This window comes from Pedobacter ginsengisoli, assembly GCF_030244015.1.
GTDB lineage: Bacteria > Bacteroidota > Bacteroidia > Sphingobacteriales > Sphingobacteriaceae > Pedobacter > Pedobacter ginsengisoli.
The window spans coordinates 52,207-67,495 of record NZ_JASSYX010000004.1; the positions used below are offsets into that span (position 1 = coordinate 52,207).

Below are 15,289 nucleotides of genomic sequence, written 5' to 3' on the forward strand. Positions count from 1 at the left end.
AAAAATTTAAAAAGACAAACTGATTTTGCTAATTTAGTAAGATGGACCGATTTAAATTAACAGTTACTCTGGTACTATTGTCAGTTACCATCAACGGCAATGCCCAGGATTTCAAAAAATACGACAGGGGGAATTTTATCGAAGGCAAGGACAGCATTTATTATAGACTGCTGTTCCCTGAAAATTTTGATGCCAAACAGAAATACCCCATACTTTTCTTCCTGCACGGTTCAGGGGAACGTGGCAATGACAACGAAAAGCAGCTGACACATGGCGGCAAGTTATTTCTTAACGAAAGTGTCCGCAAGCAGTTTCCTGCCATTATTGTTTTTCCACAATGCAGCAGTGACAGCTTCTGGGCAAACGTAGATCTTACTGATCAGCCCGGCAAAGAGCGCTTTAACTTTTTGACCGGAGGAAAACCCACCAAATCCATGCATGCGCTTTTGGGGATGATTGACAATTTTTTAGACAAACCTTACGTGGATAAAAACAGGGTTTATATCGGAGGGCTTTCCATGGGCGGGATGGGCACGTACGAAATTCTGAGACGCAAACGCAAAATGTTTGCAGCCGCCTTCGCCATTTGCGGAGGGGACAACGTTGCCAATGTCCGGAAATATAAAAAGACCCCGTTGTGGATCTTTCATGGCGAAAAAGACAATGTGGTACCTGTCGCATTATCGACTGCCATTGCAGATCAGCTAAAGGTACTTGGCGTAGACCCTAAGATCACGCTGTATCCGGAGGACAATCACAACAGCTGGGACTCGGCATTCGCAGAGCCCGAACTGTTGTCATGGTTATTTTCTAACGAACGAAAATAAGCCGCGATGATCAGACTGACACTGATGCTTGCCACAGCAGGCATATTATTACTGAGTTCTGTTATGCTTGATCCGGGCAGGCAATCCTATCCGATAGACTATGCATCTTTAAAGGCCCGTGATCCTTTTATATTGGCCGACCCCGCATCTAAAACTTATTATCTGGCCGTCAATAAACTACCTTCATTTAAGCTATATAGCAGCAAAGACCTGAAAAACTGGAGAGATGAAGGCAACATTTTCACTGCAGGAACTGATTTTTGGGGCAAAAAAGACTTCTGGGCACCCGATCTGCTGGCTTACAACGGTAAATATTATGTGTTTGCCACATTTAGTGGCACCAATAAAATGCGCGGCACCTCCATCCTGGTCTCTGACAAGCCTACAGGTGGCTTTGTGCCGCTCGTAAACCAGGCAACCACCCCGGCAAACTGGATGGCGCTTGACGGTACACTCTTTGTAGATGCCGCCCGTCAGCCCTGGATTATTTATTGCCATGAATGGCTTGAAGTTAAAGATGGAGAAGTGGTGGCCCAGCGCCTGTCAGCCGACCTGAAAAGAACCGAGGGCGCTCCCGTTATTCTTTTTAAAGGCAGCGACGCCCCATGGACGGGTACAATAACTGCACAGTCGGTAACAGGCTATGTCACTGATGCCCCATTTATGTACCGGACAAAAGGCGGCAGCTTACTGATCTTATGGTCCAGCTTTACAAAATCCGGAAAATATGCAATTGGTGTTGCGAGATCTGAAAGTGGAACCATCAATGGCCCATGGAAGCAGGATCCTCAACCCCTGAACAACGATGATGGCGGACATGCCATGTTGTTCAGAGATTTCTCCGGACAACTGAAAATCTCCTATCATGCGCCAAACAGCCAGACAGAACGGCCGGTTATTTACAGCGTTTCAGAAAACAAGGGCAAACTGACCATCATCAGATAACGCCCCTGCAGTTATTCCGCCATATTATGGTACACGGCCTGGACGTCGTCATCTTCCTCCAGCTTATCGATCAGTTTTAATACATCGGCTGCCTGTTCTTCGGTTACCTCATGATGCGAAAGCGCAATCCGCTCCAGCTTGGAACTTTTCAGCTCAATGCCTTTTTCTTCGAGTGCCTTCTGCAGCGATCCAAAATTTTCAAATGCACCCTGTGCTACCGCAATGTCATTTCCATCTTCATCGGCTTCGACGTACAATTCTTCAAGGCCTGCATCTATCAGTTCAAACTCAAGCTCCTCAAGATCCAGATTTTCGGTAGGAACAAACCTAAATATAGATTTTCGGCTGAACACAAAATCAAGAGAACCCGTTTTGCCCAAAGTACCGTTGGTTTTATTGAAGTAGCTCCGTACATTTGCAACTGTACGATTTGTATTGTCCGTAGCCGTTTCAATAAGTACGGCAACACCATGCGGCGCATATCCTTCATAAACAATTTCTTCATAGTTGGCCATGCTTTTATCAGAAGCTCTCTTTATAGCGGCATCTACTCTGTCTTTGGGCATATTGACCGCCTTCGCATTCTGTATGGCAGTACGGAGACGTGAATTTGTTTCCGGATGAGGCCCCGCCTCTTTCACCGCCATCACAATATCCTTACCTATCCGGGTAAATTGTACGGCCATTTTGGCCCAACGCTTAAATTTTCTTTCTTTTCTAAATTCAAATGCTCTTCCCATTTCTTTGGTTTTATTTATTTTTCGGTCGTCAGGTACTTACTTTTTTAAATTCTTAAACATATCTTCTGTCATTCTGCCCAGGTCAAACTCAGGCTTCCAGGCCCAGTCCCCCCTTGCATAACTATCGTCAATAGACCTCGGCCAGCTATTGGCAATCGCCTGACGGGGATCATTTTCGGTGTAAGTTAATTTAAAATCCGGAATATGTTTCCTGATCTCCTCAGCAAGAACCTCCGGGGTAAAACTAAACCCGGTAAAGTTATAACTGGATCTGATCGATATTTTAGCTGCTTCCGCATCCATCAATTCGATTGTACCCCTGATGGCATCCTCCATATACATCATCGGCAGTTCAGTTGCCGCATTCAGGAATGAAGCGTAACTGCCTTTTTTCAGCGCATCGTGAAAAATATGGATTGCATAATCTGTTGTACCGCCTCCGGGCGCTGCTTTCCAGCTGATCAGTCCGGGATACCTGATGCTGCGAACATCCAGTCCAAATTTCTGATGGTAATATTCACACCAGCGTTCGCCTGCAAGTTTACTGATGCCATAGACCGTATTGGGGTCCATTACACAGTATTGCGGAGTGCCGTCCTTTGGAGAGTTTGGTCCAAAAACAGCTATTGAACTTGGCCAGTAAACTTTAGCCGTTCCATAAGTAATGACGAGGTCCAATATATTGAGCAGGCCGTTCATGTTGAGGTCCCAGGCCAGCTTTGGATTTTGCTCGCCCGTAGCGGACAGTAATGCCGCCAGCAAATAGACCTGTGTAGGCTTGTATTTGGCAAAGATGTGATTTAAGGTCTCTTTTTCAAGGACATTTACAAATTCAAAAGGTCCTGAATTCTTGATGTCATAATCAGGTCTGCGAATGTCGCAGGCAATTACATGGTCTTCTCCGTAACTTTTTCGTAACGCCGTTACCAGCTCAGTTCCTATCTGCCCGTTAGAGCCCAACACTATTATTTTTTCCGTCATAAATACTGGGATTTTGGCAAAAGTAAATAAAATATTTATGCCTCGATTTACGTTGGATTGATTAAGTAACAAAAAGATTATATATTTACTTTAATTGTGTATTTAGAACACTAACCATTTATTTTTTTCTTAATATTACAAAACAAAAGCACACTTAAAGCACCAAAACACCTAAACCGCCAAATATGGACAGAAGAGAAGCTGTGAAGAACATGGCCTTTTTAATGGGGGGCGCGTTATCCGCGACCACCATAGGAGTATTCCTGGAAGGCTGTAATTCACCATCTACCAAAACCAATGGAAGCTTGTTTACCGAAGATCAGCTTAAAATGATCACAGAGGTTGCTGACATTATCATCCCTACTACAAATACACCAGGTGCCAAGGCCGCTGGTGTCGGACCATTTATTGCATTAATGGTCAAAGACTGCTATCCGGAAGACGCGCAAAAAGCTTTCGTAAAAGGCCTTGAGGATCTGGAGGAGCAATCGAAAGACGAATTCAAAAAATCATTCCTGGAAATTTCCGTGGACCAGCGCCAGCAGCTATTGAGCAAATTGCGCGACCAAACTGTCGTGGATACCAAGGCGGAAAGGGATGCCCTGGACAGCCAGGAAAAGGCCGACCGTGAAAAGAAAACGACAAATCCTGAAGATGCAAAATCACAAACGGAGAATCAGGAAGAGGTTTCTATATTGCCAAAGGAAAAACTCAATATGAAACCCCGTTTCTTTGCCATCGCGCGCGATTTAACCCTGCTGGGTTATTTCACTTCAGAAACAGGCGCAACCAAGGCCTATGAATATGTAGAAATCCCGGGCCGTTATGATGGTTGTGCGGATTTAAAACCCGGACAAAGAGTCTGGGCATCTTAAACCATTTAGCGTACAAAAATGAGCAATTTAAATACTAAAGCTACGGCTAATAATACTTATGACGCCATTGTTGTCGGTTCTGGAATAAGTGGCGGATGGGCGGCAAAGGAATTGACAGAAAAAGGCTTAAAAGTTTTATTACTCGAAAGAGGAAGAAACATTGAGCATGTAAAAGATTATACCACAGCCCTGAAAAAGCCATGGGAATTTGAACACCGGGGCAGAATCACAGAAGCACAAAAAGAGGCGCATCCGGTACAAAAAAGAGATTATCCATACTCAGAGTTCAACGAGAGTTTTTGGGTAAATGACCACGACTGCCCATATACAGAAGTTAAGCGTTTTGACTGGTACCGCGGATTTCATGTTGGCGGAAAATCATTAATGTGGGGCAGACAGAGCTACCGCTTCAGCGATCTGAATTTTGAAGATAACCTTAAAGATGGTCATGGTGTAGACTGGCCGATCCGGTACAAAGACCTTGCTCCATGGTATGACTATGTAGAAAAATTTGCAGGCATCAGCGGACAAAATGAAGGCTGGCCCGCTTTGCCCGACGGACAGTTCCTTCCTCCGATGGAGATGAACTGCTTAGAAAAGGATGTGAAGAAAAGGATTGAGGACAAGTGGAAAAAGTCAAGGATCATGACAATCGGCCGTGTAGCTAATCTTACAGTACCGCATGGCGGACGTGGCAGCTGTCAGTACCGGAACCTGTGCAGCAGGGGCTGTCCTTACGGAGCCTATTTCAGCACACAGTCTTCCACTCTGCCCGCAGCAGTAGCTACCAACAACCTGACCCTCAGGCCATTTTCTTTGGTAAATACCATCATTTACGACAAAGAAACCCAAAAGGCAAAAGGTGTCGTAGTAATCGATTCAGAGACAAAAGAAACCATAGAATACTTTGCAAAGATCGTATTTGTGAACGGCTCTACTTTAGGCTCAACCTTCCTGCTGTTAAACTCTACTTCCAATGAACATCCAAACGGCCTGGGAAATGGAAGCGGACAACTTGGACACAATCTGATGGACCACCACTTCCGTTGCGGTGCTTCCGGAAGGTCTGAAGACTTTAAAGACAAATATACTTATGGCCGCAGGGCCAACGGAATCTATATACCAAGATACCGCAACATGGGCAACGACAAACGGGACTATGTAAGAGGCTTTGGATACCAGGGTGGCGCAAGCCGCGGCAACTGGCATGCAGACGTTGCTGAAATGGCTTTTGGTGCAGAATTTAAAGATCAGATGACTGTTCCGGGCGCGTGGACTATGGGCCTGGGAGGTTTCGGTGAATCCCTGCCATATCATGAAAACCGTGTTTACATCGACAAAAGCAAGAAAGACAAATGGGGCCAGCCGGTCCTGGCCATCGACTGTGAGTTTAAAGACAACGAGCGGAAGATGCGGGTCGACATGATGAACGATGCGGCCGAAATGCTGGAAGCGGCAGGAATAAAAGATGTCAAAACTTATGATAACGGATCCGCACCTGGTATGGCCATCCATGAAATGGGAACTGCCCGCATGGGACATGATCCTAAAACTTCGGTGCTGAACAAGTGGAACCAGATGCATGAAGTAAAAAATGTATTTGTAACAGATGGCTCCTGCATGACTTCAGCAGCTTGTCAGAATCCATCATTAACCTATATGGCTTTAACTGCAAGAGCTTGTGACTTTGCAGTCAGTGAATTAAAAAAAGGTAACCTTTAACAAACAAATGAAGACTAGAAAACTTAGAATGGGCATGGTCGGCGGCGGTAAAGATGCATTTATCGGAGCTGTTCACCGTATTGCCGCAAACATCGACGGACAAATTGAACTATGCTGCGGAGCGCTGAGCATCAATCCTGAAATCGCCAGGGAATCAGGCGAAATGCTGTTTCTCCCTGAAGACAGAACCTACCTGACTTATCAGGAAATGATTGAGAAAGAAAGCCAGATGCCGGCCGACAAACGCATCGATTTTGTAACCATCGTCACTCCGAACTTCGCACACTTTGCCCCGGCAATGATGGCACTGGACCATGGTTTTAACGTAGTCATTGAAAAACCTATCGCTTTATCCCTGGACGAAGCAAAACAGCTTCAGCAAAAAGTAGCGGAAACAGGCCTTATTCTTTGCCTGACCCACACCTATTCTGGTTATCCTATGGTAAAACAGGCCAGACAGATGGTTAAAGAGGGCAAACTGGGTGAGATCAGAAAAATCATGGTAGAATATCCTCAGGGATGGCTGAGCACGCTTACCGAAAGGGAAGGCAACGCACAGGCAGCCTGGCGTACAGATCCGACAAAAAGCGGAAAAAGCGGATGTATGGGTGATATCGGTACACATGCCGCACAACTGGCAGAGTACATCTCCGGTCTGAAGATCAGCAAGCTTTGTGCTGACTTGAACATTGTCGTTAAAGGCAGGGCCCTGGACGATGATGGAAACGTATTGTTAAGATTCGACAATGGCGCCAGCGGAGTGCTTTCTGCTTCACAGGTTGCTGCCGGAGAAGAAAATGCACTGAAGATCAGGGTATATGGCGAAAAAGGAGGCTTGGAATGGCATCAGCAGGAACCAAATACTTTACTACTGAGGTGGCTGAATGAGCCGGCACAAGTATACCGTGCCGGACAAGCTTATCTTTCTGACATTGCCAAGCACAACCTGCGCGTACCTGGCGGTCACCCTGAAGGATATCTGGAAGCATTTGCCAATATCTACAGGAATTTTGCGCTGACAGTTTCCGCAAAAATACACGGCACCACGCCTACCGAGGCCATGCTTGACTTCCCAAGGGTTGAAGATGGTGTAAGGGGAATGGCCTTTATCGACAATGTAGTGGCTTCGAGCCAGTCCGATCAAAAATGGTTCGATTTTAACATATAATCAGCATGACAACACTTAAAGGACCCGGAGTTTTCCTCGCCCAGTTTATCGGAGATGAGGCACCATTCAATTCATTAGATGCCATTTGTAAATGGGCTGCAGATCTTGGCTTCAAAGGCATCCAGATGCCTACATTAGATGCCAGGTTCATTGACCTTCAAAAAGCCGCCGAAAGCAAAACCTATGCAGATGAACTGAAGGGCAGGATCGCATCCTACGGATTAGAGATCACAGAGCTTTCTACACATTTACAGGGTCAGCTGATTGCAGTACACCCGGCTTACGACCTTGCATTTGATGCTTTCGCTCCTGACAGCGTTAAAAACAATCCAAAAGCAAGGACTGAATGGGCAGTTCAGCAAATGAAATATGCGGCACAGGCCTCACAGAACCTGGGCCTGAATGCACATGCGACCTTCAGCGGCTCACTGTTGTGGCACATGTTCCACCCATGGCCGCAGCGTCCGGCCGGCCTGGTAGACGCAGGATTTACAGAACTGGCCAAACGATGGATGCCTATTCTGAATGAATTTGACAAATGCGGAGTTGACGTCTGCTATGAGATCCATCCAGGTGAAGATCTTTTTGACGGCATCACTTACGAGATGTTCCTTGAAAAGGTAAACAACCACCCGCGCGCATGTTTACTGTACGATCCGTCACACTTTGTATTGCAACAGCTGGATTACATCCAGTATATTGATTTCTATCATGAGCGCATCAGGGCATTCCATGTTAAGGATTCAGAATTCAATCCAACCGGAAGACAGGGAACTTTTGGCGGCTACCAGAGCTGGGCAAACCGTGCCGGCAGGTACCGTTCTCCGGGCGACGGACAAGTCGATTTCGGAAAGATCTTTAGTAAACTGGCTCAGTACGATTACAAAGGATGGGCTGTAATGGAATGGGAATGCTGTATCAAAGACGCACAGGTAGGTGCGGCAGAAGGTGCAGAATTCATCAAAAAACACATCATCAAAGTTACCAAAAAAGCATTCGACGATTTTGCAGCTTCCGGTGGCGGTGATGACGACTTTAACAATAAGATTTTAGGTTTATCATAAAACAACACACCAATGAAAAAATCAATTTTTTTAATGAGCTGCATTGCCATTGCTTTAGCATCTTGTCATAGTCCCGAAGAAAGGGCCGCGATGAAGGCATCAGCTGATTCTGCTGCAAACGCAGGTACTGCCGTTGAAAAAGAGCCTGCTGCAACTGCGGCTCCTGCTGATTCTGCAAAGGCAGATACTGCAGCGAAAGAGGTTGCTCCTAAGACTGATGCTCCGGTAGTAGCAGCCACAGAAGTAAAGCCGGCTGAAAAAGCTGCCGCACATCCTGGCGAAGCCCTGATCAAAAAATCTGACTGTCTGGCCTGCCACAACGTAAGCCAGAAGATCGTCGGACCGGCATACAAGAACGTAGCAGCCAAATATCCGGCTACGGACGAGAACATCGAGATGCTGGCTGACAAAATCATTAACGGCGGCTCCGGTGTATGGGGTGCTATTCCTATGAGCCCGCATCCGGCTGTAAGCAAAGCTGACGCAAAAGAAATGGTGAAATACATCCTTTCTTTAAAGAAATAATTTAACACCTAACCAAAATTGAACCATGGAAGAAGTAAAAAAAGACCAGAATGCTGCATCAAGGCGTAGTTTCTTAAAAACAAGTGCAATAGCGGCTTCTGCATTTATGATCGTTCCCCGTCATGTACTGGGCGGCAAGGGATTTCTGGCACCAAGTGACAGGCTGATCGTTGCCGGAGTAGGTGCAGGCGGTAAAGGAAAGTCAGATATTGCTGCATTCGCAAAAAGCGGAAAAGCGGATATCGGTTTCCTGTGCGATGTAGATGACAGGAGTGCGGCTGATTCACGCAAGGCTTTTCCTAAAGCCAAGTATTACAAGGACTGGCGTGAGATGTACGACAAAGAGCATAAAAACTTTGATGCCGTATCTGTATCTACACCGGACCATAACCATGCCATTATCACTTACCATGCCATGCAACTGGGTAAACACGTATACGTACAAAAACCGCTTACCCACGACATCTATGAAGCCCGTTTACTGACCGAGGCCGCAAAGAAATATAAAGTAGTGACCCAAATGGGAAACCAGGGGGCTTCAAATGATGGTACCCGTTTGCTTTCAGAATGGTACGATGCCGGCGAGATCGGTGATGTCCATACTGTATACTGCTGGACAAACCGTCCGGTATGGCCTCAGGGCATTCAATGGCCAACAGGAAAAGCCGATATCCCTAAAGAGCTGGACTGGAACCTTTGGCTGGGTACTGCACCTCAAAAAGATTATGTAGATAAACTGGTACCTTTCAACTGGCGCGGATGGTGGGATTACGGAACCGGCGCTTTGGGCGATATGGGCTGTCACCTTGTAGAAGCTCCTTTCCGCGTACTGGACATCCGTTACGCAAAAGATGTTCAGGCTAGTGTTGGCAGTGTATATGTGGATTCGTTCAAACAAGGCTTCTTCCCGGAAAGCTGTCCTCCTTCGAGCCACATTACCCTGACCTTCCCTAAAACTGCAAAAACCAAAGGCGACATCACCCTGCACTGGATGGACGGCGGAATACAGCCGGAAAGACCAGTTGAGCTTAAAGCTGACGAACCATGGGGCGGAGAAGAAGGCAACGGAACACTGTTCATCGGTACGAAAGGAAAAATGTATGCGAGTACTTATTCAGACGCACCGACCTTATTGCCTAAAGAACGTACAAAAGAAGTAAAGGCAAAACAAAAATGGGCCCGCGTACCCGGAGGTGCTGGAGGCCACTATGCACAATGGGTTGAAGGCTGTATTGCCGGATACGGAAAAACTGAGCTGAGCTCTTCGTTTGAGATCGCAGGACCACTTACAGAAGCATTGCTGATGGCCAACCTGGCCGTTCGCGGCCATGCGCTTAAAGGCGGTAAGAAAAAATATACCTGGGACAATGACAACATGAAAGTAACCAACTTCGACGAAGCAAACCAATTTGTAAAACGTCAGTACCGCGAAGGCTGGGAACTTAAAGCATAATTTAAACATCACGATGAAAAAACAGATCTTTTCTGCGCTGACCATGACTTTATTATTAAGTTATGGCAGCGCAAAAAGCCAGACCAAAGGTTTTACCAAACTATTTGACGGTAAAACGACCGGGGGCTGGCACTCTTATGGCAAAACCACAGTTGGCGAAAAATGGAAAGCAGAAGGTGGCGCACTGCATTTTGACCCTTCAGCAAAAGGCGATGGCGGAGACCTGGTGACCGACAAAGCCTACAGTAACTTTCATTTGAAACTGGAATGGAAAGTAGCCCCTAAATCAAACAGCGGGATCATCTTTTACGTAAAAGATGACGCTGCGAAATACGGTGCCACTTATTTCACCGGACTGGAAATGCAGGTGCTGGACAATGACGGCCACCCCGACGGAAAAATTACAAAACACAGGGCCGGAGATCTTTATGACCTGATCAAAAGCAAGTCAGAGCCCGTAAAACCAGTCGGACAATGGAACACCGCAGAGGTGATCAGCAAAGACGGGAAGCTCGAATTAAAATTAAACGGGGTAACCACCGTCTCCACTACTTTATGGGACGACGCCTGGAAGGCCCTGGTCTCAAAAAGCAAATTTGCCCAGTGGGCGGACTTCGGAACCTTCAAATCGGGCAAAATAGCCCTTCAGGATCACGGAGATAATGTTTGGTACCGTAATATCATGATCAAAGAACTATAATATACAAGCGAAATCCTAAAAAATGAATTCAAACAACCGTATCAAATTGTCGCTCATGATGTTCCTCGAATTTTTCATCTGGGGAGCATGGTTTGTGACACTGGGTACCTTCCTTGGAAGTAATCTTAAAGCAACCGGTGCAGAAACCGGATCCGTATTTTCTACTCAATCGTGGGGTGCCATCATCGCACCCTTCATCATTGGCTTAATCGCCGACCGGTATTTCAATGCCGAAAAAATTCTTGGTGTGCTGCACATCATCGGTGCAATCCTGATGTACCAGATGTACAATGCCACCGACATCAATGTATTCTATCCTTATGTGCTGGGCTACATGATCTTATTCATGCCGACACTGGCGCTGGTCAACTCCGTTTCTTTTAACCAGATGAAAGATCCTGAAAAGGAATTTTCAACCATCAGGGTATTTGGAACGCTCGGATGGATCGCAGCCGGCCTGATGATCAGTTATGTGTTTCACTGGGACACGCCTGAAGCAACGGCTGCAGGAATGTTAAAAAACACATTCGCCATGGGCGGGATTGCCTCCGCCATATTGGGCCTGTTTAGCTTTATCCTGCCAAAAACTCCTCCTAAAGGAGCTACCGGAGAAAAAGTTAAAATATCCGAGATCTTAGGCCTGGATGCTTTAAAGCTTCTAAAAGACAAAAACTTTGCAATCTTTTTCGTTTCCTCTATCCTGATCTGCATCCCTCTGGCTTTCTATTATCAGAATGCCCATCCCTTCCTGTCCAATGTAGGCCTGGACAATCCTACCGGAAAAATGACCATTGGACAAATCTCTGAAGTATTGTTCCTGCTCCTTTTACCTGTATTCTTTACCCGTTTCGGATTTAAGAAAACCATCCTGGTAGGTATGCTGGCATGGGGCGTCCGGTATGCTTTGTTTGCCTACGGAAACGCAGGTGACCTGAGCTTTATGCTGATCGTCGGAATTGCCTTGCATGGTATCTGTTATGACTTCTTTTTCGTATCAGGACAGATCTATACCAATGCAGCTGCCGGAGAAAAGTACAAAAGCGCAGCCCAGGGTCTGATTACCCTGGCTACCTACGGTGTAGGTATGCTTATCGGATTTGAAGTAGCGGGCATGATCACAGATTCCTATAAACAGGCAGACGGTTCCTTTGACTGGAAAATGATATGGATCATTCCATCGGGCATTGCATTCGTTGTATTTTTATTGTTTGCTCTCTTTTTTAATGACAAAAAGAAAATAGCGGAGAACGCTATTAACATTTAACCATAAACCCATGAAACCTGAACTCAGCAGAAGGTCTGCACTGAAAAATATCGTTGCCGGAACCGCCGCATTAGGCGTTTCGGCAACATTGCCGGCTTTTGCTCTGGAGCCTCAAAAATCTAGTATGTTAAAAGGAAATGTAAACCACTCGGTCTGCCGCTGGTGTTATGGAGACACGGATCTGGAAACCCTGTGTATCGAGGCCAAAAAAATCGGCCTTAAAGCAATAGACCTGGTAGGTCCCGCGGACTGGGCGACCCTAAAAAAGCATGGGCTTGACTCTTCACTCTGCAACGGAGCAGAGATCAGTATTGACAATGGCTGGAATGAGCCCCAGTATCATGCAGAACTGATCAAACGTTATTCTGAAATGATCCCGAAAGTTGCTGAAGCTGGATACAAACAACTGATCTGCTTTAGCGGTACAAAACGGGGAAAAGACAATGAAACAGGCTGGAAAAACTGCGTAGAGGGATTAAAGCAAATCATCCCGATCGCTGAAAAGCATAAAGTAATCCTGGTGATGGAGCTGCTGAACAGCAAAGTCAACCACAGGGACTACCAGTGCGACAACACGCCATGGGGTGTAGAACTGTGCAAACGTCTGGGTTCTGAAAATTTCAAATTGCTTTACGACATCTATCACATGCAGATCGATGAGGGCAATGTGATCAGTACAATAAGAAATAACCACCAGTACATTTCACACTACCATACCGGAGGGGTACCCGGCAGAAATGAGCTTGATGAAACACAGGAACTCTATTATCCTGCCATCATCAAAGCCATTGTGGAGACTGGCTTCAAAGGCTATCTTGCACAGGAATTTATCCCTAAGTACAAAGACAAATTCAAGTCATTGAAAGATAGTGTAATGGTTTGTGACGTATAAATCCAAATATGAACTCAAGAAGAATTTTCATCAAACAGGCAGCGGTAGCTGCCGCCGGTGCAGCGCTGATCCCGGGCTTTGCCTGCTCGCCTGCTCCTGCCACCGCCAGCACCAAGACTGTCGGCCTTCAACTATACACACTCAGGGACCTCCTGCCAAAGGATGTGAAGGGCGTCATTGAAAAAGTAGCCAAAGCGGGATACAAAGAAGTAGAAACCTATGGGTATACGGCAGAAGCCGGTTTCTGGGGCCTTGATGCCAAATCATTTAAAGCCTTACTGGAAGCCAACGGCCTGAAAGCCCCAAGCGGTCACTTCGGACTGGAAGAATACATCAAATCTGGTGACAAGGAATTGTTGAAACCCCTGATCGCGGGTGCAGCGGAACTGAACATGGAGTATTTTACCTGTCCGTTCCTTGCCGAAGATCTGAGGACCAGCCTTGACGACTACAAAAAAATAGCCGGAAGGTTAAATGAAGCCGCCGAACTTGCCAAACAATCGGGCCTGCAAATGGCTTATCACAACCACGATTTTGAGTTTAAAAAATATGGTGAAACTACCGGCTATGACATTCTGCTCCAGGAAACCAACAAAGACCTGATCCATTTTGAGCTGGACCTGTATTGGGTGGTCAGGTCAGGAAACGATCCTTTGGCATTGTTTGAAAAACATCCCGGCCGCTTCGTAATGTGGCATGTAAAAGACATGGACAAGACAGACAACACCAAAAACACAGAAGTTGGAAGTGGTAAGATCGATTTCAAAACCATTTATAAGCACGCAAAGCAATCCGGGCTGAAGCACCTGATCGTTGAGCAGGAAAACTTTGCGATCGATCCTTTCGACAGCATTAAGAAGAGCTTTGATTATGTAGATCACGAACTGGTTTAAGTAGATAAATCTTAAAACATACGGGGAGGTGATCAGCAACGGTCACCTCCCTTTTTGTTATAATAAGGTCTTAATATAGAAAGCCTTAGCCATTGCGTAAAAAATTTCTCATATTTGCGGACTTATTAAGCAAAAAAATCCTTTATAAACAATTTAAAACAAGTAAATAACAATTATTAGAACCATGAAAATCGCAGTAGTAGGTGCCACCGGACTGGTAGGTACCGTAATGTTAAAAGTATTAGAAGAGCGTAACTTCCCGTTGACAGAATTGATCCCCGTAGCCTCAGAAAAGAGTGTTGGTAAGGAAATTTCTTTCAAGGGTAAGAAGTATGCTGTTGTTAATATGGATACTGCAATTTCAATGAGACCAGATATCGCATTGTTTTCTGCAGGTGGCGGTACCTCTTTAAAAGAAGCTCCGCGCTTCGCTGAAGCAGGCACCACAGTGATCGACAACTCTTCTGCATGGAGAATGGACGCTACCAAAAAACTAGTCGTTCCTGAAGTAAATGCGAATGTATTGTCTAAAGACGATAAGATCATTGCCAATCCAAATTGCTCAACCATTCAAATGGTAGTGGCTTTAAAACCGCTTCATGATAAATACAAAATCAAACGTGTAGTGGTTTCTACTTACCAGAGTGTGACCGGTACCGGCGTAAAAGCGGTAGAGCAGCTGATGAATGAACGTAAAGGCATCACTGATGGTCCTATGGCTTATGCCTACCCGATCGATCTGAATGTCATTCCTCAGATTGACGTTTTCACTGAAAACGGATATACCAAAGAGGAAATGAAGATGATACTGGAAACCCAGAAGATCATGGGCGACAACAGCATCAGGGTTACCGCCACAACTGTGCGTATCCCGGTAATGGGCGGCCACTCAGAGTCTGTCAATATAGAATTTGAAAAAGACTTCAACCTTGCAGATGTGACTGAATTGCTGACCAATACTGAAGGCGTGATCGTGGTAGACGACCCGGCCAACCTGAAATACCCGATGCCAAAAGATGCGCATGAAAAAGATGAGGTATTTGTAGGCAGGATCAGACGCGATGAGTCACTGCCAAACACATTGAACATGTGGATCGTGGCCGACAACCTGCGTAAAGGGGCAGCTACCAATGCGGTTCAGATCGCTGAATATCTGGTAAAGAACGAACTGGTATAAGTTCATTGATAAAATACAATTACGGCCGTCCTCCTGAAATAAAACCAGGACGACGGCCGTTTT

The 15,289-nt window shown here is 45.9% G+C and carries 15 protein-coding genes; 13 read left to right on the forward strand and 2 right to left on the reverse strand.

Features of this window, described 5'->3' with window-relative positions:
* The first annotated feature begins 41 nt into the window (after positions 1–41).
* Both QEP08_RS17570 and QEP08_RS17575 read left to right on the forward strand, forming a co-directional pair.
* Positions 42–827, forward strand: a complete 786-nt coding sequence (locus tag QEP08_RS17570) for a carboxylesterase family protein (protein WP_285059933.1) — start codon at positions 42–44, stop codon at positions 825–827.
* A 6-nt stretch (positions 828–833) separates the two neighbouring features.
* Positions 834–1,772 (forward strand): glycoside hydrolase family 43 protein, encoded by a 939-nt coding sequence (locus QEP08_RS17575; RefSeq protein ID WP_285059934.1) that lies wholly within the window; start codon positions 834–836, stop codon positions 1,770–1,772.
* Between the two features lie 11 nt (positions 1,773–1,783).
* Here QEP08_RS17575 and QEP08_RS17580 read toward each other — a convergent pair whose 3' ends face one another.
* Positions 1,784–2,512: a YebC/PmpR family DNA-binding transcriptional regulator gene (locus tag QEP08_RS17580; RefSeq protein WP_285059935.1), complete on the reverse strand. Its 729-nt coding sequence runs from the start codon at positions 2,510–2,512 to the stop codon at positions 1,784–1,786.
* Positions 2,513–2,548: 36 nt separating this feature from the next.
* Complete coding sequence (locus QEP08_RS17585; protein ID WP_285059936.1) at positions 2,549–3,493, reverse strand: NAD-dependent epimerase/dehydratase family protein; 945 nt, start codon at positions 3,491–3,493, stop codon at positions 2,549–2,551.
* 185 nt (positions 3,494–3,678) lie between these two features.
* Here QEP08_RS17585 and QEP08_RS17590 point away from each other — a divergent pair, with 185 nt between their 5' ends.
* From QEP08_RS17590 to QEP08_RS17640, 11 genes are all read left to right on the forward strand, one after another.
* Positions 3,679–4,368 (forward strand): gluconate 2-dehydrogenase subunit 3 family protein, encoded by a 690-nt coding sequence (locus QEP08_RS17590; protein ID WP_285059938.1) that lies wholly within the window; start codon positions 3,679–3,681, stop codon positions 4,366–4,368.
* Positions 4,369–4,386: 18 nt separating this feature from the next.
* A complete protein-coding gene (locus QEP08_RS17595) occupies positions 4,387–6,090 on the forward strand; it encodes a GMC oxidoreductase (protein WP_285059939.1) in 1,704 nt (567 codons plus the stop codon).
* A 7-nt stretch (positions 6,091–6,097) separates the two neighbouring features.
* On the forward strand, positions 6,098–7,258 hold the full coding sequence (locus QEP08_RS17600; RefSeq protein ID WP_285059940.1) for a Gfo/Idh/MocA family protein: 1,161 nt from the start codon (positions 6,098–6,100) through the stop codon (positions 7,256–7,258).
* A gap of 5 nt (positions 7,259–7,263) precedes the next feature.
* Complete coding sequence (locus QEP08_RS17605; RefSeq protein WP_285059941.1) at positions 7,264–8,322, forward strand: sugar phosphate isomerase/epimerase family protein; 1,059 nt, start codon at positions 7,264–7,266, stop codon at positions 8,320–8,322.
* A gap of 12 nt (positions 8,323–8,334) precedes the next feature.
* Positions 8,335–8,847, forward strand: coding sequence for a c-type cytochrome (locus QEP08_RS17610; protein ID WP_285059942.1), 513 nt, complete (start codon positions 8,335–8,337; stop codon positions 8,845–8,847).
* Between the two features lie 25 nt (positions 8,848–8,872).
* Complete coding sequence (locus QEP08_RS17615; protein ID WP_285059943.1) at positions 8,873–10,300, forward strand: Gfo/Idh/MocA family protein; 1,428 nt, start codon at positions 8,873–8,875, stop codon at positions 10,298–10,300.
* Positions 10,301–10,313: 13 nt separating this feature from the next.
* The gene (locus QEP08_RS17620; RefSeq protein ID WP_285059944.1) at positions 10,314–11,000 is read left to right on the forward strand and encodes a 3-keto-disaccharide hydrolase; all 687 of its coding nucleotides are present in this window, start codon (positions 10,314–10,316) and stop codon (positions 10,998–11,000) included.
* A 22-nt stretch (positions 11,001–11,022) separates the two neighbouring features.
* The gene (locus QEP08_RS17625; RefSeq protein ID WP_285059945.1) at positions 11,023–12,264 is read left to right on the forward strand and encodes a nucleoside permease; all 1,242 of its coding nucleotides are present in this window, start codon (positions 11,023–11,025) and stop codon (positions 12,262–12,264) included.
* Between the two features lie 10 nt (positions 12,265–12,274).
* Positions 12,275–13,156 (forward strand): hydroxypyruvate isomerase family protein, encoded by an 882-nt coding sequence (locus QEP08_RS17630; protein WP_285059946.1) that lies wholly within the window; start codon positions 12,275–12,277, stop codon positions 13,154–13,156.
* Between the two features lie 8 nt (positions 13,157–13,164).
* Positions 13,165–14,049, forward strand: coding sequence for a sugar phosphate isomerase/epimerase family protein (locus tag QEP08_RS17635; protein WP_285059947.1), 885 nt, complete (start codon positions 13,165–13,167; stop codon positions 14,047–14,049).
* A gap of 184 nt (positions 14,050–14,233) precedes the next feature.
* Positions 14,234–15,226, forward strand: coding sequence for an aspartate-semialdehyde dehydrogenase (locus QEP08_RS17640; RefSeq protein WP_285059949.1), 993 nt, complete (start codon positions 14,234–14,236; stop codon positions 15,224–15,226).
* The last annotated feature ends 63 nt before the right edge of the window (positions 15,227–15,289 follow it).

Coding starts and splice junctions, on each gene's coding strand:
- QEP08_RS17570 (WP_285059933.1), top strand. CDS start 42: ATGGACCGATTTAAATTAACAGTTACTCTGGTACTATTGTCAGTTACC.
- QEP08_RS17575 (WP_285059934.1), top strand. CDS start 834: ATGATCAGACTGACACTGATGCTTGCCACAGCAGGCATATTATTACTG.
- QEP08_RS17580 (WP_285059935.1), bottom strand. CDS start 2,512: ATGGGAAGAGCATTTGAATTTAGAAAAGAAAGAAAATTTAAGCGTTGG.
- QEP08_RS17585 (WP_285059936.1), bottom strand. CDS start 3,493: ATGACGGAAAAAATAATAGTGTTGGGCTCTAACGGGCAGATAGGAACT.
- QEP08_RS17590 (WP_285059938.1), top strand. CDS start 3,679: ATGGACAGAAGAGAAGCTGTGAAGAACATGGCCTTTTTAATGGGGGGC.
- QEP08_RS17595 (WP_285059939.1), top strand. CDS start 4,387: ATGAGCAATTTAAATACTAAAGCTACGGCTAATAATACTTATGACGCC.
- QEP08_RS17600 (WP_285059940.1), top strand. CDS start 6,098: ATGAAGACTAGAAAACTTAGAATGGGCATGGTCGGCGGCGGTAAAGAT.
- QEP08_RS17605 (WP_285059941.1), top strand. CDS start 7,264: ATGACAACACTTAAAGGACCCGGAGTTTTCCTCGCCCAGTTTATCGGA.
- QEP08_RS17610 (WP_285059942.1), top strand. CDS start 8,335: ATGAAAAAATCAATTTTTTTAATGAGCTGCATTGCCATTGCTTTAGCA.
- QEP08_RS17615 (WP_285059943.1), top strand. CDS start 8,873: ATGGAAGAAGTAAAAAAAGACCAGAATGCTGCATCAAGGCGTAGTTTC.
- QEP08_RS17620 (WP_285059944.1), top strand. CDS start 10,314: ATGAAAAAACAGATCTTTTCTGCGCTGACCATGACTTTATTATTAAGT.
- QEP08_RS17625 (WP_285059945.1), top strand. CDS start 11,023: ATGAATTCAAACAACCGTATCAAATTGTCGCTCATGATGTTCCTCGAA.
- QEP08_RS17630 (WP_285059946.1), top strand. CDS start 12,275: ATGAAACCTGAACTCAGCAGAAGGTCTGCACTGAAAAATATCGTTGCC.
- QEP08_RS17635 (WP_285059947.1), top strand. CDS start 13,165: ATGAACTCAAGAAGAATTTTCATCAAACAGGCAGCGGTAGCTGCCGCC.
- QEP08_RS17640 (WP_285059949.1), top strand. CDS start 14,234: ATGAAAATCGCAGTAGTAGGTGCCACCGGACTGGTAGGTACCGTAATG.